At 50.0% G+C, this 21,804-nt stretch carries 21 protein-coding genes; 16 read left to right on the top strand and 5 right to left on the bottom strand.

What is annotated here, in order from left to right; all coding sequences use genetic code 11:
• Positions 1–5: 5 nt before the first annotated feature.
• The 11 genes from QZ209_RS05885 (at position 6) to QZ209_RS05835 (ending at position 12,740) form a co-directional block, all read left to right on the top strand.
• The gene (locus QZ209_RS05885) at positions 6–1,766 is read left to right on the top strand and encodes a polysaccharide biosynthesis protein (RefSeq protein WP_294345666.1); all 1,761 of its coding nucleotides are present in this window, start codon (positions 6–8) and stop codon (positions 1,764–1,766) included.
• Positions 1,766–4,069, top strand: coding sequence for a cellulose synthase operon protein YhjQ/BcsQ (locus tag QZ209_RS05880; RefSeq protein WP_294345663.1), 2,304 nt, complete (start codon positions 1,766–1,768; stop codon positions 4,067–4,069). Before QZ209_RS05885 ends, QZ209_RS05880 begins: the two co-directional genes overlap by 1 nt.
• Positions 4,051–5,220 carry a glycosyltransferase family 4 protein gene (locus tag QZ209_RS05875; protein WP_294345661.1) on the top strand — a complete coding sequence of 390 codons (1,170 nt, stop codon included), beginning with the start codon at positions 4,051–4,053 and terminating at the stop codon, positions 5,218–5,220. Before QZ209_RS05880 ends, QZ209_RS05875 begins: the two co-directional genes overlap by 19 nt.
• Entirely contained in the window at positions 5,217–5,729 is a 513-nt protein-coding gene (locus QZ209_RS05870; RefSeq protein WP_294345659.1) for a serine acetyltransferase, read from the top strand. The genes QZ209_RS05875 and QZ209_RS05870 overlap by 4 nt, the downstream gene beginning before the upstream one ends.
• A gap of 61 nt (positions 5,730–5,790) precedes the next feature.
• Positions 5,791–7,002 carry a glycosyltransferase family 4 protein gene (locus QZ209_RS05865; RefSeq protein WP_294345657.1) on the top strand — a complete coding sequence of 404 codons (1,212 nt, stop codon included), beginning with the start codon at positions 5,791–5,793 and terminating at the stop codon, positions 7,000–7,002.
• Positions 6,995–8,425 carry a hypothetical protein gene (locus tag QZ209_RS05860; protein ID WP_294345654.1) on the top strand — a complete coding sequence of 477 codons (1,431 nt, stop codon included), beginning with the start codon at positions 6,995–6,997 and terminating at the stop codon, positions 8,423–8,425. Before QZ209_RS05865 ends, QZ209_RS05860 begins: the two co-directional genes overlap by 8 nt.
• Positions 8,426–8,431: 6 nt before the next feature.
• A complete protein-coding gene (locus QZ209_RS05855) occupies positions 8,432–8,890 on the top strand; it encodes a hypothetical protein (RefSeq protein ID WP_294345652.1) in 459 nt (152 codons plus the stop codon).
• A 12-nt stretch (positions 8,891–8,902) separates the two neighbouring features.
• Entirely contained in the window at positions 8,903–9,994 is a 1,092-nt protein-coding gene (locus QZ209_RS05850) for a glycosyltransferase (protein WP_294345649.1), read from the top strand.
• Complete coding sequence (locus tag QZ209_RS05845) at positions 9,991–11,211, top strand: glycosyltransferase (RefSeq protein ID WP_294345645.1); 1,221 nt, start codon at positions 9,991–9,993, stop codon at positions 11,209–11,211. Before QZ209_RS05850 ends, QZ209_RS05845 begins: the two co-directional genes overlap by 4 nt.
• Positions 11,208–12,410 carry a glycosyltransferase family 2 protein gene (locus QZ209_RS05840; protein ID WP_294345642.1) on the top strand — a complete coding sequence of 401 codons (1,203 nt, stop codon included), beginning with the start codon at positions 11,208–11,210 and terminating at the stop codon, positions 12,408–12,410. Before QZ209_RS05845 ends, QZ209_RS05840 begins: the two co-directional genes overlap by 4 nt.
• A 78-nt stretch (positions 12,411–12,488) precedes the next feature.
• Positions 12,489–12,740, top strand: coding sequence for a hypothetical protein (locus QZ209_RS05835; protein ID WP_294345639.1), 252 nt, complete (start codon positions 12,489–12,491; stop codon positions 12,738–12,740).
• 59 nt (positions 12,741–12,799) lie between these two features.
• On the opposite strand, the gene QZ209_RS05830 is transcribed toward QZ209_RS05835, so the two are convergent.
• Positions 12,800–13,906, bottom strand: coding sequence for a UDP-N-acetylglucosamine 2-epimerase (locus QZ209_RS05830; RefSeq protein WP_294345637.1), 1,107 nt, complete (start codon positions 13,904–13,906; stop codon positions 12,800–12,802).
• A gap of 56 nt (positions 13,907–13,962) precedes the next feature.
• On the opposite strand from QZ209_RS05830, the gene QZ209_RS05825 reads away from it, so the two are divergent.
• The gene (locus tag QZ209_RS05825) at positions 13,963–14,886 is read left to right on the top strand and encodes an OstA-like protein (RefSeq protein WP_294345635.1); all 924 of its coding nucleotides are present in this window, start codon (positions 13,963–13,965) and stop codon (positions 14,884–14,886) included.
• A gap of 82 nt (positions 14,887–14,968) precedes the next feature.
• On the opposite strand, the gene QZ209_RS05820 is transcribed toward QZ209_RS05825, so the two are convergent.
• Complete coding sequence (locus QZ209_RS05820; RefSeq protein WP_294345632.1) at positions 14,969–15,214, bottom strand: FmdB family zinc ribbon protein; 246 nt, start codon at positions 15,212–15,214, stop codon at positions 14,969–14,971.
• Between the two features lie 175 nt (positions 15,215–15,389).
• Between QZ209_RS05820 and recO the strand changes: the two genes are divergently transcribed.
• Positions 15,390–16,181, top strand: a complete 792-nt coding sequence (gene recO, locus QZ209_RS05815; protein WP_294345630.1) for a DNA repair protein RecO — start codon at positions 15,390–15,392, stop codon at positions 16,179–16,181.
• Positions 16,182–16,232: 51 nt separating this feature from the next.
• Here the strand turns inward: recO and QZ209_RS05810 are convergent, their stop codons facing one another.
• Together QZ209_RS05810 and kdsA are read right to left on the bottom strand one after the other, a co-directional pair.
• Positions 16,233–16,802, bottom strand: coding sequence for a 3-deoxy-D-manno-octulosonate 8-phosphate phosphatase (locus QZ209_RS05810; protein WP_294345627.1), 570 nt, complete (start codon positions 16,800–16,802; stop codon positions 16,233–16,235).
• A 37-nt stretch (positions 16,803–16,839) separates the two neighbouring features.
• Positions 16,840–17,664: a 3-deoxy-8-phosphooctulonate synthase gene (gene kdsA / locus QZ209_RS05805; RefSeq protein ID WP_294345625.1), complete on the bottom strand. Its 825-nt coding sequence runs from the start codon at positions 17,662–17,664 to the stop codon at positions 16,840–16,842.
• Between the two features lie 128 nt (positions 17,665–17,792).
• On the opposite strand from kdsA, the gene QZ209_RS05800 reads away from it, so the two are divergent.
• The 3 genes from QZ209_RS05800 to QZ209_RS05790 are packed head-to-tail and all read left to right on the top strand — an operon-like array spanning position 17,793 to position 20,759.
• Positions 17,793–19,139: an AAA family ATPase gene (locus tag QZ209_RS05800; protein WP_294345621.1), complete on the top strand. Its 1,347-nt coding sequence runs from the start codon at positions 17,793–17,795 to the stop codon at positions 19,137–19,139.
• 7 nt (positions 19,140–19,146) lie between these two features.
• Entirely contained in the window at positions 19,147–20,268 is a 1,122-nt protein-coding gene (locus QZ209_RS05795) for a glycoside hydrolase family 3 protein (protein ID WP_294345618.1), read from the top strand.
• Entirely contained in the window at positions 20,265–20,759 is a 495-nt protein-coding gene (locus QZ209_RS05790; RefSeq protein ID WP_294345615.1) for a histidine phosphatase family protein, read from the top strand. Before QZ209_RS05795 ends, QZ209_RS05790 begins: the two co-directional genes overlap by 4 nt.
• A gap of 25 nt (positions 20,760–20,784) precedes the next feature.
• Here the strand turns inward: QZ209_RS05790 and QZ209_RS05785 are convergent, their stop codons facing one another.
• Complete coding sequence (locus QZ209_RS05785; protein WP_294345612.1) at positions 20,785–21,789, bottom strand: NAD(P)H-dependent glycerol-3-phosphate dehydrogenase; 1,005 nt, start codon at positions 21,787–21,789, stop codon at positions 20,785–20,787.
• Positions 21,790–21,804 lie beyond the last annotated feature (15 nt).

The raw sequence follows: 21,804 nt of genomic DNA, 5'->3' as shown, positions 1-21,804 counted from the left end.
GTACCATGGATCTGAACCGTTCCATACAGCAAAAAATGGCAGGCAACGCACTATCGGGCATGATAGCAACTGGAATCTATCTTGTCAGCAGACTGATTCTGACACCGTTCATCCTGAACTATCTCACCCTCGCTGAATTCGGCTTATGGTCGCTCTGCTTCATTATTCTCTCTTACGCCTCGATGGGGGGGTTCGGTATCAACAGCACGTATATCCGCTATACAGCCCGCTATCTTGCCGAAGGCCGTCAAAGCGAGATCGGCAGACTCCTTTCAACCGGTATCGCCTGTATGCTCGTATTCAGCCTGTTTTTCATTCTGCTGCTGTATCTGTTCATGCCGCTGATTCACGATATCTTTCAGATAGACAAGGCACAGCAATCGATAGCGACGTCCATCTTTCTCGGAACGGCTGTGGTTTTCAGCCTCGAGTTGACTCTTGGCGGATTCCGCTTCATCATCAATGGACTGCATGAAATCGCAAAAGAAAAAACCATCACCACGTTTGCCGGTCTTGCAGAAGTTGCCGCAATCATAGCCTTTCTTCTTTTCGGAACGGGCATTATGGGCCTTCTCTACGCTTACGCGTTACGAGTTATCCTTGAAACCTGGAGTTGTGGGCTGCTCATCCGCCGCCTTCTTCCCGGAATCCGTCTGTCACCCCGTCTCATAAACCATGAACATTTTCGGCTTTTTTTCGTGTTCGGCGGGAAAGTACAGGCACTTGGCGCAGTGGGTATTTTTCTGAACGCTCTCGACAGGATATTTGTCACCGCCATATCCGGCCTTGCTGCAGTAGGAATGTTTGAAATCGGCCGAAAGTTACCGTTTACCGCAAAAAAAATATCCGAATCGGCTTTCGGCCCCTTTCTGCCGACAGCAGCTCATCTCGATGCTTCATGGGAAAAAGAGTCTCACGATTCACCGGCAAAACGGTCCCGCAACTATGTGCACATCGCCTTGTTCATGTTTATTGCAGGATCCGTGCCAGCCCTTTTTCTGCCTTCGGTAAATCGGATGCTCCCGATTCCTGCAGAATCTGCAGCTCCGCTCCTCGCCGTTGTATCGATCGTCCTTTTTATACCGCTCAGAAAAAAGCATCGACATGGGGAACAGCTCAGCAAAGGTGAACTGAGAATGCTCTACCTCAACGGACTCCGCTATACAAACCTTGTAAGCATAACCACTTTCGCATTCCTGATCGCAGCTGCAACCCCGCTGATCAACGCATGGGTAGGAACCGGCTACAATGAGGCGATAATCCTCATGGTTTTCATCTCTCTGGCCTATACCATGCAGCTCTCCACCGGGCCGGGCAATCTTATATTCCGCGGTATCGACCGAAACGGCAGAGAATTCGAATACCTGCTGGCACAGCTGGTCCTCGTTCTGTTGTGGCTCCCGTCAGCAACCGCATCTTACGGCTTAGCAGGAGCGGCTGGCGCCCTGGCTGCCGCATCATCCGCCAGCGCCATATTTTTTTTCTGGCGAAGCAATTTCACGTTCCAGATTTCCCTGAAAGAACTGACACGGCACGCGATCATACCCGCGCTTGTTCCTCTCATTCCCGCCGCCGGCATCTACATCACAACCCTGACGCTACCTTCAGGAGGCAGAATAGAGACGATCATGATCGTTTTGGGTTATGGAATACTCTACATCACCGTCACCCTGACAATCCTCTGGTATACCGTACTGAATGCAGATGAAAAACAAAGAGCCGCCGACCTGTTGCCGGTTTTTTCCGCAAGTAAAAGAAAACCATAATGGCGGACTTTCAGACAACGACAAATCCACTGCCTCACGGTAAACCGTCCAAAGCCTTCGATACAATAGGGTTTTTGAAAAGATACGGTCTGTTTGCTCTGATCATCGGTTCGTTTCTCTTCACCCTCACCGTCCCGATCGTCCTGTTGATCAGCAAGCCTAATTATGAAGCGAAAGCGCTCATGCGCATCGATCCCGTGATTCCGTCACTCATAACCAAAAGTGAAGACCCTTCCATCATCAACTACTACCAGGACTATGCCAGAACACAGGCCAAAAGAATGATGCAGTTCAGTGTTCTGAAAAGAACCGTTGAAAAGCTCACACCCGAAGAAAAAGCGGCTGTACTGCCTCCAGCGCTTCCAGCCGACAAATGTGCACACATTCTCGGTTTGATCATCAAAGTCACACCCATGAGCGGCACCCATCTGATCCAGGTCACTGTCTCAAGTCCGAAAAGAAAAGGCCTCGCCACCCTCTTGAACACATTCATGGAAGTCTTTCTTGAAAAAGTCCGTACCAACACGGAAATGCAGGACAACGAACGCCTGACCTTTCTTCGCAGCAAACAACAGGGACTGACAGCTGAAATAACCAACATCGAGGAACAGCTCAGCGAGCTTACCGGCGATATCTATACCGCTTCCTTTTCAGAAGATTACAACCTTGCAAGCAAAAAAACCGAGGAGCTGCAAAAACTCTATGTCCGAACGTTCGAAGAGCGGGTTATCGCCGAAAACAACCTCAACACAACACTGAAAGCAAACGAGCTGCTCGAGTCACTTTCTCTCGATCCCATGGTCGAAGAACTTGTCATAAAAGATCAGTCTCTCGATTTCACCAGTTCCTGGACCTATCAGCAACTCCAGCAGATGAGAAGTTCAACCGACGGATTGACTAAAGACAATCCCGACCGTATTTATGTCGAACAACGTATGGAAGGAATGCAGCGCTACGAAAACAAACTGGAAAATGAAATCCGCGACAATGCTCGAACAATTCTTTACGGCAAGCGCGACTATGACCTTCAAAAAAGTCTGATACTCGCGGAAAATCGCTTTGAAAAAGCATCGAACGCTGAAACTGAAGTGCTTGAAAAGTTAAAACAAAACCAGGAAGAAGGTGTCCGTATTTCAGTTGGTATGCATCTCGGCCAAGCTCTCGACTCCCGGCTCGAGCACAAACGTGCACTGCTCAACCGTATCGATACAAGAATACACGAACTCGAGGTCGAAGGCAAAGCTCCCTTACGCATCTCCATCGAGTCACAGGCGCGTGAACCCGATAGTGCAGCCGGCTCTAACGTTAAAAAGCTCATGTTGATCTTTTTCGTTCTGTCATTCGGCAGCACCGGCGGCCTGTTTCTCGCGTATGACTTTTTCGATAATCGCATACGCCGACCTGAAGATATCCAGCACGGACTTGGCCATCCCCCGGCAGCAGTCATTCCGGATGCAGGAAAAGCACTGCCCGCTCAGGAGATCGATTCAAATCCCGTTACAGCAGGAGCCCTGCGCAGCCTTGCTGTACGATTGAAACACGAACAGGAACAACATGGAGCAGGAATCATTTTGTTTACCGGTATCGAAAAAGGCGTCGGGAGCAGCTCGATCGCGTTCAACACAGCACGTGCACTCGGTACCCTTGTACCGACAATTCTATTCATCGATGCGGATACCTCGAACCTGTCGACAGAACTTGTACCTGCTATACCTGCCGATGCACCCGGACTTCTTGACATACTCTCTTCATCGACTCCATGGAAAACAACAATACACAAAGAAATGGAAAACAATATGGATATCATGCCGACAGGAAACACAACTGGTGAAAGCGTTCCACAACAAAAACTGGCAACTGTCCTTAAAGAGATCCGCAAGGAATACGATATCATCTGCATCGATACAGCCCCCCTCCAGGAAAGTGACCTGACAGAAAACCTCGTGACTCACACCGACATAACCACCTTGATCGCGCTCGGTGACAGCACGCTTTTCCGAGACTTGAGAACCGTTGCCGAACGTTTGGTATACCTCAACGCTCCGGTAATCGCCCCTGTACTCAACTGGGGAGGCTGCAAACGGTCTTTCAGTATCGATAAACTGCTTGAAAAACGCCCTGATTTTCTCAACCGGGTAAATACCGAAAAGCTGGAAACGCTTCTCGGAGAACTACCATCAACCACAGAACTGGTGCAAAAAACAAAGGAAAAAGCAAGAACGCTCTTTCATAATACACCGGAAATGGCAAGAACACTTTTGCAAAAAATACAGGCGAAAACGAAATGGGGGAGAAAAAAATGAGCCACCTGCCCGTACTGTTCGGATACCATGCATCGAATCTCGGTAACAGTCACGTACCTCTCTCACTCTGCCGGCACTGGCACAACAGCGACAGAGATGTCAGCCTGACCGTTCCCAGTGCCGACACGGCGCTCGGCTATTCCTGGCTCAAGCCCGCCATGAGCGGTCTTGCAAAAAAAATTGTCTACCGGCTGGCCAATCCGGCTATCCCCCGGAGAATCGCCGAACGCCATTTTCTAAAAACGGAGAAACAGTCCCCTTACGTCTATCTGTGGGCCGGACTCTCTCTGGAAATATTCGAAGAATTCGAAAGACGTGGCACAACCATAATCATCGAACGTATCAATTGCCACAGGCACAGTGCGCAGCGTATCCTGCAACAGGCATCCGAACACTGGAACATCCCTGTAACGACAGCGATCACCGACAAAGCCATTGAAGAAGAGAACCGTAAACTCGACATTGTAGACGCCGTGTTCTGCCCCAGCCCCATGGTTCGTAAATCCATGCTCGAAAACAACGTCGACGAGCGCAAACTGCTTTCCACCAGCTATGGATGGTCTCCTGAACGTTTCCCGTCCAGAGAAAAAGAGTCACCGAACGCCTCATGCCCGATCTTTCTTTTTGCAGGCACCATCTGTCTTCGCAAGGGAATACCGTTGCTTCTCGAAGCATGGAAACGGGCGGACCTCAACGCAGAACTCCTGCTGTGCGGCTCTATAGCTCCCGAAATACAGGAGCACTACCCTTCACTCGAGAGCACCAAAAACGTACGTCATGTGAGCTATACCAGAGATATCGGCCAGCTTTACCGAAAAACCGACGTTTTTGTTTTTCCAAGCCTCGAGGAAGGTGGACCGATGGTCACTTATGAAGCAATGGCCCATGGCATCCCCCCCCTTGTCACCGCCATGGGTGGAGGCGCAATCGTTGAAAACACCAAGAACGGCACCATCTTGCCGGATATGGACATCGATGCATGGGCCCAGGCAATGACACTCATGGTGGAAAACCCAGACAGGAGAAGAGAGATCGGAAATCTCGCACAGCAACGATCGAAACAGTTCACCTGGCAACAGGTTGCCGAACAACGAGCCCGGCTTCTCGAAGAACACTGCACCGGGATCTGGAAAACAAAAGAAGCACTATGATATCAGCAACAGAAGCCGACTGGGACAGGGAAAAAATCATTCCCGGACGCTATGAACCCGGAAAAAAAATGCTTTCGGCGATTCGACTCTACCAGCGACTGGAGAAACAGGGCCTTACGTCACGAGCAATGAAACCTTTCGCCGTACTGAGCCACAGGTTCTGGAGTGCTGTCTGCGGGGCGGACATCCCCATCAACACTCGAATAGGAGGAGGCCTTCTCATTCCCCATCCAAATGGCATCGTCATACATCCCAGAGCGACAATCGGGCCAAACTGCCTGATTTTCCAACAGGTAACCGTCGGTGAAGGACCAAAGCAAGGCTTCCCGGTAATCGAAGGGCATGTCGATATCGGGGCCGGAGCAAAGATCCTCGGGGGGGTTCACATCGGCAATCATGCTCGTATCGGGGCCAACGCCGTTGTTATCGACGATATCCCGAGCCATGCGACGGCAGTCGGCATACCCGCACAGGTAAAAAAAGTAGATAAAACGGCAGACCAAAAGTGAACGAAACAACCATAAATAAAAGGCGAGACATGGCGAAAAGATCAACGAAACAACGCGGCGAATGAATACGCAGAACGGAAAACAGCCCGGCAAACAGCTCAATCTCTTCTACGCTGCCGGACCGGGAGACATCGTCACGACCTTTTCCTGCTGGCATGAAGGCAGAGACGATCCACACCAGGTTGCCATCACCTATAGCAGCCAGTTTTTCGACCTTTGCCGATCACTCGGGGCAAAAGGGATTGCGGTATCGTCATGCCCTCGCAAAGACCGCATCACGACTGAACAGTTCACCGTCGAGAACCTCCCGAAAGGACCTGCAAGGAGAGGCATTGCATTCCACATCCAACAAATACGCTATGTCCGAAAAATCATAGAGCGGGCATCGGCTGTCGATGCCGACCTCCTTGTCATGGCCGACGCTACAGGATACCTTTTCTCTCTTGTCTGGCTCGCTCCGAAAACAATGCATCTCGCAGTTTCCCTGCACTGTACCCTCTGGCCCAGAAGCCGCGACAAAACGACCAGAGCGAGGCTCATTTCACTTCTCAGCCGTCGTCTTTTCGCCAAAAGGGCGCAGGCAATACTCTGCCTTTCGAACGATATCCGGCGCCAGTTGCTCGATATGACAGGGGGAAACACCGTGCCCATCTATCCATTCATCCCATTTTACCGGCATGAACTGTTCGCAACCATTCCCCCCCCCACTGACAAGCGGCCATTCTACCTGCTCTATGCTGGACGAATGGAAACCGAAAAAGGAGTCTACGACCTTCTCGAGATCGCTCTGATGCTGGACCGTGAAGGAATACATGATGTCACCCTGCACCTCTGCGGTGACGGTTCGGAGGAAGACCCGCTCAGAATGGCTGCAAGGAACAAAGGAATCGAACACCTTTTTCATTTGCACGGTTACTGCCGCCAACAAACAATGCTGGAACACATCAATCGGAGTCATGCCTTCATCGTTCCAACCAGAACCTCATTCGAAGAGGGGTTCAACAAAGTCGTTGCCGAAGCTATCCTTGCCGGAAGACCGGTGATCACCTCGTCAGTATGTCCGGCGCTCGATTACGTGAAAGAAGCTGTCGTGGAAGCTGTTCCCGACGACCCGTCGTCATATTTCGAAGCTGTCAAGAAACTTTCTTCTTCAAAAGATCTTTACCGTGAAAAACAGCAAGGCTGCAAAACCCTTCAGGAGCAGTTCTACGATCCGGAGCGTTCCTGGGGAGCTGCGCTTAAAAGAGTTATAAGGAGTCTGCCTTATGGGTAATGTACCTGGCAATATTATGGTCCCGATCGTAATGTTCGGCTGGATCCCTTTCGTCATGATACTTTTTTCGCGTCTAGAGGCGAAAATAGCGGCCGCCACCGCATTTGTAGCAGGCTGGATGTTTCTTCCGGTCGTAGCATACAATCTACCGGCACTGCCCGACTATACCAAAACAACCGCGACCTGTGTCGGCATTCTGGCAGGAGCCTGGATCTTCGACAAAGAACGGTTCAGTGAATTCCGGTTCAGTGCGGCTGACATCCCTATCCTTCTGTGGTGCACAGCCCCCTTTTTCTCCTCGGTCGCCAACGGACTCGGACCCTATGACGGTTTGTCCCAAACCATGTACCAAAGCATTACCTGGGGACTCCCCTACTACATCGCAAGAATCTACTTCAGTGACACCGAAGGGCTCAAAATCCTCGCCCTCGCCATCGTCATCGGGGGTATCGTCTACATTCCGTTCTGCTGGTTCGAAATGATCATGAGTCCCCAGCTCCACCGCATGACATACGGCTTTCACCAGCACAGTTTCCTGCAGACTATACGAGCTGGCGGCGGTTTCAGACCGATGGTGTACATGGATCACGGACTCATGACCTCGATGTGGATGGTCATTGCCGTCTTTCTCGGAGCCTGGCTTTACTTATCCGGCAGCCTTCCGAAAAAAATCCTTTTCGTACCGACGATCTATCTGTTACTGCTGCTTGTTTTCACAACCATGATGATGAAATCCTTCGGAGCGGTCTCTCTGCTCTTTCTCGGTCTCATAGTCATCTTTTTGACAAATAAAATGAAGCTGCGAATTTTGATTCTGATTCTTCTCGTGACACCTCACCTCTATATCGTTACACGAACGACCGGCACATGGGATGGTAGAAACCTTTCACAATTCGTTGCGGAAAAAGTCAGTGAAGAGCGTGCGCAGTCACTACAGTTCCGCTTCGATAACGAAACGATCCTCATCGATAAAGCACTCCAGGGAACCTTTTTCGGATGGGGTGGCTTCGGTCGCTCCCGCGTTTACGACGACAAAGGCAAGGACATCAGTATCGCGGATGGTCTATGGATCATCACCCTCGGCCAGAACGGTATATACGGGCTCATCGCCCTGATCATCGCAGTACAGTTACCGGTGGTACTTTTTCTGCTGCGTGTCAAACCCAATCGATGGAACGAACAGCAATGGGCGGCACCGGCAGTCATGGCTGTTTTTCTTGCAATCTATATGATCGACAACCTGCTCAATTCGATGATCAACCCGATATATATGCTTTTCAGCGGCGGCATCATCGGTGTGATGTTACGACTGCACTCGGAAGTTCCGGTATCGATACCCGAAGCTGAATCACCCGTTACGATTCATTCCACAACCCGATTCATCACCGAACCGGAAATATCACTATCAAGGTTTATCAGCTGATCGAACATGGCCACATCCCACTTGCATATCATGAAGCAAAACAGCCCGATGCTCAAACCCGAGCTCGACAACGGCAAAAAGATGATAGGATACTGGTCGGCAAGCCTGGTTCTTATCCTTGCGGGAAGCCTCATACCGTTCAATACTATCATAGCGAATTTCTACGGCCTGGACACTCTGGCACATATCATCCTTTACAGCGTACTTTCATTTGTTCCCATGGTTCTGCTTGCAGACAGAAAAACCGCCTTTCTCGTTTCCATAGCAATGACACCGCTCGGCTACCTTTTCGAGTCCATAAACGTCGTTGTAACCGGAGAACCGTTCCATGCGCTGAACGCTCTGGCAAACAATGCCGGAGTCATACTCGGCATCGTCGTAGGATTCGTCATACGTCTGAAAAACCATTATGAAACGGAAAAAAATCATGAAACATCCAAACAAACGCCCTTTCATAAGGGGTAACCATTCCGACAAATGAACCAGGAACACAACGATCATCATACCGCCAAAGAGGACTATCCATCGATCGATTGCGTAATCATCGGGATCAACAGCGAAAAAACCCTTGAACGCTGTATCGACTCGATCCTTTCCGGCAGCTATCCACGGGCGCTGCTGCATATTTTTTATGCCGATGGAGGGTCGACCGACCGCAGTATCGAGATCGCCCGAACGTTCACGGAAGTGACGGTAATCGAGCTCAGCCTGGAATTTCCCACTCCCGGTACAGGCAGAAACGCCGGCTGGAAAAGAGGATCAGCCCCCTACGTACAGTTCCTCGATTCCGATACGATCCTCGCCCCTGAGTGGCTCACCACCGGTGTTGAAGCCATGAACGACCGGGAGGTCGGCGCTGTCAGAGGCTACAGAAAGGAACTGCACCCCGAACGATCTTTTTTCAACTGGATAGGAGACCTCGAATGGAACGTTCTTCCCGGTGAATGCGACAGTTTCGGCGGTGATGTGATGATCCGCCGTGAAGCTCTTGAACAATCAGGAGGATACGATGAAGAACTTGTCGGTGGAGAAGACCCTGAGCTGAGCTGGCGGATACACGGGGCGGGATGGACAATTCTCATGCTCGATGCACTCATGACTCATCATGATCTGGCCATGCTGAAAACAACACAGTACCTTCGGCGGTCATATCGCTCGGGATATGGTTTTGCTGCGGTACAGAGCAGAATCGGAGTAACCGGGAGCAGCTTCTGGAAAATAGAACAACGGCGGATAATCATCAAAGGCGGCGGATTTCTTGCCGGTATAATTGCAGGCCTTTTCATACCTGTCGTTCAGCAGAATATCGCCGGTATTGCGACAGCAGCGCTGTGTCTGACAGGGGGAACGGTTCTTCTCCTCGGCCCGCGACTTTTCAAAGTCGACAAGTTCATGAAGGAAAACCGCCTTGACCGCAATGACGCAAAAAAATATGCCTGGCACTGTTCACTGGTTGCGCTCCCGCAGTTCTTCGGCATCATTCGGTTTTATGCAGGACGCGTTTTCAACAAACCGCTGAAAAACAGGCGGAACAAGCTCCAGACAAGACTCTCAAACCCTACACCATGAACCATACACCGATAGGATACCTCTGCAGCGAATACCCCGCTATTTCCCATACCTTTATTTATCGGGAAATCGAATCGATTCGTAAAGCCGGGATAAACGTTCACACAGCTTCGATCCGAAAGCCCGGAGACCTCTATGTCATGACGTCCGACGAACAACGTGAGGCCGATAAAACCATGGTGGTTCTCTCCCGTTCACCACTCGCCATGCTCAAAGCTCATGTGCACTGCCTGAAAAAAAACTTTCCGGGATACCTCAGAATGACGGCTTCCGCACTCAAGCTCTTCACCACAGGACCCAAAAGTCCTATCAAGGCACTTGCTTACCTTGCCGAGGCCGGTATCCTCCTCGAGTGGGCACACCACAACAACATCACACACATCCACGAGCATTTCGCGAATCCCACAGCTCTTGTCGCGAGGCTCATGAAGCATTACGGAGGCATTTCGTACAGTCTCTCCATACACGGTCCGGATATCTTCTACACTGTCGATTCGGCCATGCTTCCTGAAAAAATCAGGGATGCTTCATTTATCCGCTGCATAAGCCACTACTGTCGAAGCCAGGTCATGCGAATCGGCGATCCGTCGGAATGGAACCGGTACCACATTGTCCGATGCGGCGTCGATCCTGCACTCTATGCACCAAGACCCGAACCGAACAATGCAATAATACAACTGCTCTGCGTAGGCAGACTGGTACCGGCAAAAGGACAGCATATTCTGCTTGAAGCATGTGCACGGCTGAAAACCGAGGGATACACTTTTCACCTGACCCTGGTTGGTGACGGTCCCGACAGAGCCTCCCTTGAAAACAGTACGGCAGAGAGCGGGCTCGGCGAAACGGTCACCTTCACCGGAGCTCTCGGTCAGGACAAGGTAAGAGCCTATTATGACAAGGCGGATATCTTCATCCTGGCAAGTTTTGCCGAAGGAGTACCCGTCGTGCTGATGGAAGCCATGGCAAAGGAGATCCCTGTTATAGCAACACGCATAACGGGGATTCCTGAACTGATAGATCACGAAAAAGACGGATTGCTTGCGGTACCCGGTGACTCACACGATCTTGCTGGAGAGATCGGGAAACTGCTCCAGAACACCCAACTGCGGCGTAAGTTTGGCGAAGCAGGCAGGCAAAAAGTGCTCGATCGATATAATCAGCATTCCAACAACAGCGGTATGGTCAAACTTTTCCAGGAAGAAAACCAGAGAACATGAGCGTTGTCGATACAATACTTCAGGTCCTGATTGTCCTGCTCAGCATCCCTGCCGGCTATCTGCTTGTAACAACCATTGCAGCGTTTCTGTTCAGGAAAGAGATCCCGGAACAGAACCGGTTCCTCAATATCGGAGTACTCATCCCCGCCCACAATGAAGAAGAGGGAATTGTACGCACCATTCGAAGCGTTCAGGAAAGCGACTATCCCGCAAACCGTTTCGAAATCTACGTTATAGCCGATAACTGTACCGATCTGACAGCAGAGCATGCCCGCAATGCAGGCGCAACGGTCGCTGAACGCCATGATATGTCAAACAGGGGAAAAGGTCAGGCGCTGGACTGGTTCCTCCACCATCACCGCAACCTCTACCATAACACGGACGTCATCACCATTATCGATGCCGATGTCACTCCGGACAGAAACTATCTGCGCGAGATAAGCGCCTCGCTCAGCCTGCAGGAGACCAGCGTTCTGCAGGCATACAACGGGGTCAGCAATCCGGGCGCAGGCTGGCGGCCCGGCCTCATCGATGCCGCGTTCAATGTCTTCAACCATTTGCGCATGGCCGGCTCGGTCGTGCTTTCAGGAACAGCCGTCCTGAAAGGAAACGGCATGGCGTTCCGGACAAGTGTTCTCGAACACTACGGCTGGCCCTGCCACTCCATTGTAGAAGATATGGAGTTCAGCTTGCGCCTTTTACAGGACGGTATCGATGTCCATTACAATCCGGATGCCGTAATACGCAGCGAGATGGTCACCTCGGGCAAACACGCCTCAAGCCAGCGAAGCAGATGGGAAGGAGGCCGTTTCTCCCTGGTAAAAAACATGACCGGGCCGTTGTTTTCTCTTTTTGCCCGTTCACGCGATTTCCGATACCTCTTTGCTTTAGCGGAACTTGCAATCCCTCCGCTTTCACTGCTCGTGATACTTTTCGCATTGGTCACAACAGCATCGTTCCTGCTCCTCGAAGGCGCCTGGCTCTTTGTCCCGGCCTTTTGGTGGCTGATTCTGTTCATGTATGTCATCTCAGGCCAGATACAACGGCACGCCCCCATAACAACCTGGTTCGTGCTTGCTGCCGCACCGCTCTACATTTTATGGAAAATACCGCTGTACGCAGCCATGCTGCTTCGAAAAAAAAGGAATGAATGGGTACGAACTTCCCGGGAAAACACCGATAAACAACGGGAAACCTGACAACAAACCCTCCCTGCTTTTATCATCATTTTTCTGTTACTGTACGGAAAAGAATATGGCGGCCCCCAACCGATCTTTATGACAAAGATGCTGTCGGGATTCATGGCCTTTATCGGAAACTATTCCTACGCTATCTACCTCCTCCATGTTTTTATCACCGCGGCCTCGAGAATTACAGCCAAGAGCACCGGCATCAACGACATATGGCTCCTTTTCGTCCCCGGCACAACGCTTGGAACAGCAGGTCCGATCCTGATCGAAGTCGTTGCATCACGATATGATATAACCCGAACGCTTCTGCTCGGAAAACGCTCTGCAAACCAAAAATAGATATTGAAGAAACATTTTTCACCTGTTCACGAGCCCCCGTACCGGCACTATTGCCACGATCATTCCCTGAAAAGCCGATCCAATACATCGACAATACGCTGGCTTACGGCGCCATCCCATTTTTCCGGAATTTTAGCCCTGTGTTTTAAATTTCCCTCCACAGCATCGCCAATGCCTCGAAGAATATCCTCTTCCCTGTCTCCGACAAGAACATTGGTGCCGACCTCGATAGTTGCAGGACTGGAAGTATCGTCAAGCATCGTCAAGCACGGAACCTTCATGACCGTCGATTCGGCTTGGGCGGACAATGAATCGGTCAACACAAACAAAGCATCCTTGACCAGCCGCAGCAGTTCGACATACCCGGGAAACTGTATGACCTGAACCCCTGGCAGCGACGTAAAGGCAGGTTCCATTTCATGTTCCCGTAAAACGGTTCCAACATCTGAATCGACCAGCATCAACACATGATGATTTTCGGCAATGGCCTTTACCACCCGGACCATTTTCTTGAGAACACCGATATCGTCAAGTCCAGCCGCATGGTCAAACAGAACCAGAACATATTTCTTTGCCTCGACACCGAAATCACCGGTAACACTGGAGCTGTTAGCCTTCCCGATGAGGGTGGCGAGACTGTCGATGGTCATTTCACCGACAAAAAAAATCCTGTCTTCATCATAGCCTTCATTGATGAGGTTGTATTCACCGCTATGCTCACTGACAAACAGAATATCGGCAACCGCATCGATGAGCTTCCTGTTGACCTCCCCAGGTGACCTGCGATTATAGTCCCGCATACCCGCACCGATATATGCAACCGGAAGGCTGAGTTTTACAGCAGCGAGTGCTGCGGCTAAAGCAACATCATCGTCTCCGCCAATAACGGCAATTTCAGGTTTTTCATCGACAAAAAGCTTTTCAAAAGCTGTCATTGCCGAAGCCGCTCGACCAACTGGTGAAATGCCTTCGGTCCCGACTGAAAAGATAGTTTCGGAAATCCCGAAAAGCTGCGGAAGATCTTCACCCGACTTTTCCCCCTGGGGCAGCGGAGAACCTGCGGCAAACAGAACCTCATATCCATCATGCTCATGCAGAGCCTTATATAAAGGGAGAACCTTCAACAAACCGTATCGGTCACCGGCAACCAAAAGAATCTTTTTCACGAGAGAAATCCTTTTTACATTGTTCAAACACGTCAATCAATTCATCCCTATAGGAAATGAAGGGAACCAAAACACTTGCGCTCGTCCTGCTGTACCTGTTGCTGTTTCAGGCAAGCGACAGTATCGTGAAGATGAATCATAATACTGCCCATGCGGAAAAAAAGAAAATTATTTTACAACAGGCCGATAAACTGCAGGGAGGAAAAGAACGTTCTCCAACCGGACGGATTGAAGAGGTTCGCTCCGTTTCCGGCAATGTCGTCTTTGTTCAGGAAAACCTGTTGCTCTCCTGTGACAAGGCAACCGAGTTTCTTGAAAGCGGTATCGTTCAGCTACGCGGCAATATTTTCATGACCGACCGCAAACTGGAAGTATACTGCGACAAGGCACTCTATTATCCAGATACCGGAATTGCAGAGCTTGAAAACAATGTAAAAGGGCGGCTTCTCGATGATGACCTGATCACGAAATCCGAGCGAGCGCGTATCGACAACCCCGGCAACCAGATATCGATCTACAAGGACGCTATTGCATGGCAAGGGGAACGCCAGCTCAGCGGAGACAGCATTGCTGTACAACTCAAAGAGCTGAACAGAAAGAAGAACGTTGAAACAATCACCGTCATCGGCAAAGCATTTCTTGCCGCCAGAGACACTCTCGATCCAAGCAGGCAGTTGTACAACCAGCTGAGCGGTAAAACCCTGTTCATCGAGCTCGATGAACAGGAAACGGTAACCGGCGTACAAGTCGATTCACAGGCCCGGAGCCTCTACCATACCTATGACAAAGACCAAGCACCGACAGGGATCAACTACTCGAGCGGTAACAGAATAGTCATGTCGTTCGCCGAGGGACAACTTGATAGAATAGCGGTAAGCGGCAACGTTGAAGGAAAACAGTACCCAAACAAACTGAGAGGCAGTAGAAAAATCGACCTATCCGGCTTCAGGCTGCGCTACGATGAGAAGCCTGTATTTTGAATTTGGGTAATGAAAAAGAAAACAATGCAAAAAGCCTTCCGGTAAGGAAAGGCTTTTTGTTCGATATATGGAAAACCCGAATTTATTTGGCAAGGGGGCAAGTACCTGTCGGACATGATCCTGAAGAAGCACTTTCACAACTCTGTTCGCTGTAATCGGTTTTGTAGAATCCCGAGCCTTTCAGCAAAAACCCTCCTTCTGCACTGATAACCCGTTCAAACGTTTCAGCATTGCATTCAGGACATGTCGTCACCGCGTCATCACTCATTTTCTGAAAAATCTCTTTTTCGCATCCGCACTTTTTACAACGATACTGGTAGGTTGGCATTGTAATTACCTCCGTAATCTATTTTCGGGTACCTTTCCCTTGTTGTAAAACGCCAATGGAGGCCCCCGTCTGTCTGTTATTTTGTATACTTTGTATCCTAGAGCTGCACATCTGAACCTGACAATACCAGGTAGATGTATATATAATTATTTTACCGAATAAAAAAATCCGCACCGTGCTTACCAAAACCAGGGCTTTCGTTCTCAAAGAAATAAAGTTCAGGGATACCTCGACGATATGCACGCTTTATACCAGGGACTTCGGAAGGCTCTCCGTCATTCTCAAAGGTGGCAGGAACCCCAAAAGCAAGCTTTCAGGATTGTTCAGCACCGGCAACCTTCTCGAAGTGGTGCTGTACAAGGGAACCAATCGCAACCTGCACCTTGTCAGCGAAGCTCGGATCATCAGAAGCCCGATGACCGCAGAACCGGACATGGAACGTTTCAGCGCAATCTATCGTATCATTGAAACAATCAGAAACACAACAGGAAACGAAGAAAAAAATATCCGCCTCTTCGATGCTCTCGCCCGGACGATTGAAAGCCTCTGCAACACCTGCAAAAACACCGATGCAGTCGTGGCATGGTTTCTCCTCCGGCTTATCTCGAACATGGGTTTTGAGCCGTCTATCGAACATTGTGTCATGACCGGCGATCGTATCATGGCGACGCTCGAGAAGAGACCCGACAGCGTTCTTTACCTTTTCTACGACCCGGGAGGTGTCGCGCTCGAACCTCCGGCGATTCACTCACGCCAAGCCGGACAGCCGTTGCCGATCCCGGTGTATCTGCTTATGCACGCACTCGCCAAAACCGATATTCTGTCGGTCAGCGATCTCGACGTTTTACCCGAAGAGAGTCAGCAGCTATGTGACATTTTACAGAACTATTGCTCGATGCACAGCGACAACCAACCGCCGGTAAAAAGCCGGAAAATCATTTCGCAAATACGCTCCAAAGAAAATTAAGCCTCTGGCACCGTCTACTGAATTCCGAAATCAGGTCTTCTGGCTGTTTCTTCACATGGCCGAGTATTCGCTGTACTCCCACTTTCCCTGCTCCTGGAGAATCAGTTCGATCATCTCCCTGATGCATCCTTTCCCGCCTTCATAGGCAGAAATATAGGAAACACGATTGCGAAGGTATTCTATTCCATCAATAGGGGTAATGGAAAGCTCGACTTTTTCAAGGACAGGTATATCGACAACATCATCGGCAATATAGGCGCACTCTTCATCCTCCAGGCCAAGGCCTGTTTTGAATTCCTGGTAAGCATCTACCTTGCGATCACAATCGAGATACACATACTCTATTCCAAGATGGTCGAGCAAATGCCGCTGTGCGTCACTCGACCGCTCCGAAATCGCAGCAATATGAAGCCCCCTTTGCATTGCTTCACGTATCGCAAGAGCATCCCTCACATTACAGGAACAGATCTCTTCACCGCGATCATTGAACGTTACCTGGCTTCCCGTCAAAATACCTTCGACAGGGAAAATCAACGCCTTGACCTGCCGTAATGCATTCTGCAAGCGCTCGGATGCGTCACCTGACGACAGCTGAATCCCAAAGTAGTTTATACCTGACACTGTTTTCTGAGTTTTATGTTTTGCTTAATTAATACATTCAGATCATGCAAGACAAACAAGCATGAAGCTTTTGCAACTGCTTTACAACCGCAGGGAAATCCTTGAGCGCTAGCTGAGTGGCTGCATCGGACAGAGCGTTGTCAGGATCAGGGTGAACCTCGAAAAACAGACCGTCAACCCCTGCGGCAACGGCAGCTCTTGCCATCGGAAGCAGATATTCCCGTTCACCCCCGGAAACATCTTTGCCTGCGGAAGGAAGCTGAAGACTGTGGGTTGCATCATAGATGACCGGATAGCCGGTTTTACCCATTTTTGGAATACCCCGAAAATCAACCACCAAATTGTGGTACCCGAACGTCGTCCCTCTTTCGGTCAGCATCACACGTGAGTTGCCCGTCCGGACGACTTTATCGGCAGCCATTGCCATATCCTCGGGAGCCATGAACTGTCCCTTCTTTATATTGACGCAGAGACCCGAGTTTCCTGACGCTTTCAAAAGGTCGGACTGGCGACAGAGAAATGCAGGAATCTGCAGCACATCGACATAGTGTGCAACTTGCTCCACCTCATGCGTTTCATGAACATCGGTAAGTACCGGCATATCGAAACGCTCTCTGATTTCCCCAAGAATTTCAAGCGCCTCGATATCGCCGATCCCTGTAAAAGAACCGGCAGAAGATCGGTTCGCCTTACGAAACGATCCCTTGAAAATAAACGGAACGTTTTCCGAGTCACGAATCGATTGCAGGGTAGACGCAATGTCAAAAGCCATCTCCCGTCCCTCGATAAGACATGGTCCGGCAATGAAAAAAAGCGACGTTTCATCTGGAATGGTAACTGATCCAACCGAGAACTTTTCCACCTGTATAGCCGTTATTACATCCCGGAAGACAGCAAAAAAACGATACTTTCGGGATGTTGCGTTTTTTTCGATTTAAGCTTTAAATTTACAACTTAACACATTATTTCATAACTCATCAAAATGCAAGTATGAACTCTTCGGATACCAGACAACGATTAGAAGAAATTGAAAAACAGCTTGCCAACCTCCATGAAGAACAGCGAAGGATCAAAGCACGTTGGGATGCGGAAAAAGGTCTTGTCCAGGAATCCAGAAAACTGAAATCTGAACTGGAAGACCTCAAACACCAGGCGGAAGAGTACGAAAGAAGCGGCGATTACGGCAAAGTCGCCGAAATACGCTATGGCCGTATCGCAGCGATAGAAAAAGAGATTGAAGACAACAAGAGGAAAATCGAAGAGAAAAGCGCATCTGGTGAACTTCTTATTAAAGAAGAGATCGATGCCACAGATATTGCGGATATCGTATCCAAATGGACCGGCATACCGGTCAGCAAGATGCTCCAGTCGGAACGGCAAAAGCTTCTGCACATCGACGAAGAACTGCATAAGCGCGTGATCGGCCAGAATAAAGCCGTTCAGGCGGTCAGCGAAGCGGTCAAACGGTCACGTGCAGGCATGGGAGATGAAAAAAAACCGATTGGATCGTTTATTTTTCTCGGCCCGACAGGAGTCGGTAAAACGGAGCTTGCCCGAACCCTCGCCGAATATCTTTTCGACGATGAGGATGCGATGATACGCATCGATATGAGCGAATACATGGAATCCCACACCGTCAGCCGTCTCGTGGGAGCTCCTCCGGGTTATGTCGGCTATGAAGAGGGGGGACAGCTCACCGAAGCGGTGCGGAGAAAACCATTTTCGGTTGTTCTGCTCGATGAAATCGAAAAAGCTCATCCCGATGTGTTCAATATCCTGCTACAGATTCTCGACGATGGCAGATTGACCGACAGTAAAGGCCATACGGTGAATTTCAAGAACACCATCATCATCATGACAAGCAACATCGGTGCGCAGCTCATCCAGAGTGAAATGGAAAAGATGGATGGTGCAAATCGCGATACCGTATTGGAAACCCTTCAGGAAAAGCTCTTTCAGCTCCTCAAACAGCAGGTTCGTCCCGAGTTTCTCAACCGTATCGACGAAGTCATCCTTTTCACACCTCTCAGCAGGGAAGATCTGGAAAAAATCGTCACGATACAGTTCAATCTGATAAAAAAACTCGCCTTTCGCCAGAACATCGGTTTAACGCTGGAAAACGATGCGCTATTGTGGCTCTCCAATGCTGGTTTCGACCCCGCTTTCGGCGCTCGGCCGCTCAAGCGGGTCATGCAGCGGCATATTACCAACAAGCTTTCGGAACTGATCCTTGAAGGCTCCGTTCAGGAAGGTGACTCCGTAAACGTAACGGTCAAAGACGGAATCCTTTCTCTTGTCAAAGCAGAGCGTCCTGACAAGACATCCGCTGAATTGTAAAGAACTCATGAAACACAGCATCCTTGCCGTTTCTTTTTTGATCCTGCATACACTTGCCGCCTCTGCCGATGTCTTGCCTGCTCAGGATCGGTTGACCATGAAAATCGGGCAGATGATCATGGTTGGCTTTCGGGGTACAACCCTGCAGGAAGCGCCCAATCTACAAGAAGATATAACAGCACGCAATCTGGGAGGAGTAGTTCTGTTCGATTACGACGTTCCGTCGAAATCACCCGTAAGAAACATTACTTCTCCGCAGCAGTTGAAAAAACTGACAGACGAACTGCAGAAAGTGGCGAAAACACCTCTGCTCATAGCTGTCGACCAGGAAGGCGGCAGAATAGCAAGATTGAAAACAAAATACGGGTTTCCCGAAAGTCCTTCGGCAAAAGAGCTCGGATTGCTCAACAATCCCGACAGCACCTACCGTGCTGCATTGAATATCGCGGAATCTCTTCAAAAAGCAGGAATCAACGTCAATTTTTCTCCAGTGGTCGACCTTGACAGCAACGCTGAAAATCCAGTCATCGGCTCTCTGGAAAGAAGTTATTCGGCCGATCCGGAGATCGTGACGTCGCAGGCTACCACAACAGTCAGAGCGCTACATACGAAAAAAATCATCGCAACACTCAAACATTTTCCCGGTCATGGCAGCTCGGCCACCGATACCCACAAGGACTTCACCGACATAACCGAAAGCTGGAACAAAACCGAACTCGAGCCTTACAGAAAGCTCATCGATCATGGTTACACCGACCTCGTCATGACAGCACATGTCTACAACGCACGGCTCGACAGCGTTTTTCCGGCAACATTGTCAAAACCCGTCGTCACAGGACTGTTGCGTAACTCACTCGGGTTCAAAGGTACGGTGATCAGTGATGACATGCAGATGAAAGCGGTTTCAGACCACTATAGCCTCGAAACAGCAATCCTGCAAGCCATCGATGCCGGTGTCGACATCCTGCTTTTTGCCAACAATTCAAGCTATGATCCCGGCATTGCCCAAAAAGCCATCTCGATCATTCATTCACTTGTCGAAAACGGGGCAATATCGCCTGCGCGAATAGACAGTTCCTATCAAAGGATTTCGACACTGAAGCAACAATACGTAACTGTTTCCAAATGAAAACCCTTTACCTCGTCAGGCATGCAAAATCGAGCTGGGACAATACATACCAGGCTGATTTCGACCGCCCTCTCAATAAACGCGGGCGAAAAGCAGCGCCTTTCATGGCAAACCTGCTGCGCGAAAACAACGTACAGGTCGACCTCATCATTTCCAGCCCGGCAAACCGTGCGTTGACGACAGCGGAAACATTCTGTGAAGTTTTGGGGTATCCCTATGAAAAGATCGAACAGCGCATCGAAATCTATGAAGGCGGGATCAATCAAATGCTGCAGATTGTCCGGGAAATTCCCGACAGCTGCTCCTCGGCCATGCTCTTCGGACACAATCCGACACTGACCTCCTTCGCAAACTTCATTTCCGGTGAGCACCTTGAAAATATCGTCACCTGCGGAATTGTCAGAATCGACATGAAACCAGCTTTGTGGCAGCACACCATGATGGATTCGGGCAAACTGGAATGGTACGAGTATCCGAAGAAATATCAGTAAAGAGTTGTCTCGCCCTGCAGTCTCTTTACTCCTCCAGCTCCCTTTTCGGTTCTCTCGTCATCAAATCCAGTATTGCGTTTTCTGCCGGCTTGCCGTCAAAAAGCATCTCATACACCGCAACGGTTATTGGCATATCCACATCGAGTTTTTTACTCAGTGCAACAACGGCTTTCGTGGTAGGAACCCCCTCAGCCACCATTTTCATGTGCGTGACAACGTCATCGAGACTCATGCCTTTTCCTATTTGCTCACCAACATACCGATTCCTGCTGTGACGGCTCAGACAGGTTACAACCAGATCTCCTATCCCGGAAAGTCCGGATACGGTCATCGGGTCACCGCCAAGACTGACGACAAGACGCGACATTTCGGCAAGCCCTCGCGTAATGATCGCCGCCTTGGCATTATCGCCAAAACCAAGACCATCCGAGATTCCCGCCGCGATTGCAATGATGTTCTTAACCGAACCAGCCACTTCGACACCGACGATATCCGTATTGACATACACCCTGAAAGAGCTGGTATGGAAAACATCCTGGACCTTCTTCGCTGTTTCAAGAGAGGAGGATGCCGCGACAACCGTTGTAGGCTGCTTTTCCGAAACCTCTTCTGCATGACTCGGACCATAGAGTACAGCGACTTTATCAGGTAACATGCCTGGAAGCACGTCAAGCACTACTTCCGACAAACGCCTACCCGTATCGAGCTCGATACCTTTGGCGACGTTGACGATGATTGTTTCATCAAGCGAGGATTCACGCAGTAATGAAAGTGTTTCACGCAATGCCTGCGACGGAACCGCTGTAACGATCATTCCTGCACCTTCGACAGCGCTCGAAACGTTTCCGGTTATATGAAGGGAATCGGGAAACAGGACACCAGGAAGGTATCGTGAATTCTGGCGAAAACGGTCGAGCTCGAGCGCAAACTCCTTACGGTGCGCCCACAGATCGACAGAAAACCCTTTTTCTGCCAGCAATACAGCAAGCGTCGTCCCCCAGCTCCCAGCTCCTAATACGGCTATCTTCATCTGCTTCTCCCAACG

This window comes from Prosthecochloris sp. (genome assembly GCA_015482705.2).
Classification (GTDB): domain Bacteria; phylum Bacteroidota; class Chlorobiia; order Chlorobiales; family Chlorobiaceae; genus Prosthecochloris.
This window is presented reverse-complemented; position numbering and strand designations above follow the sequence as displayed.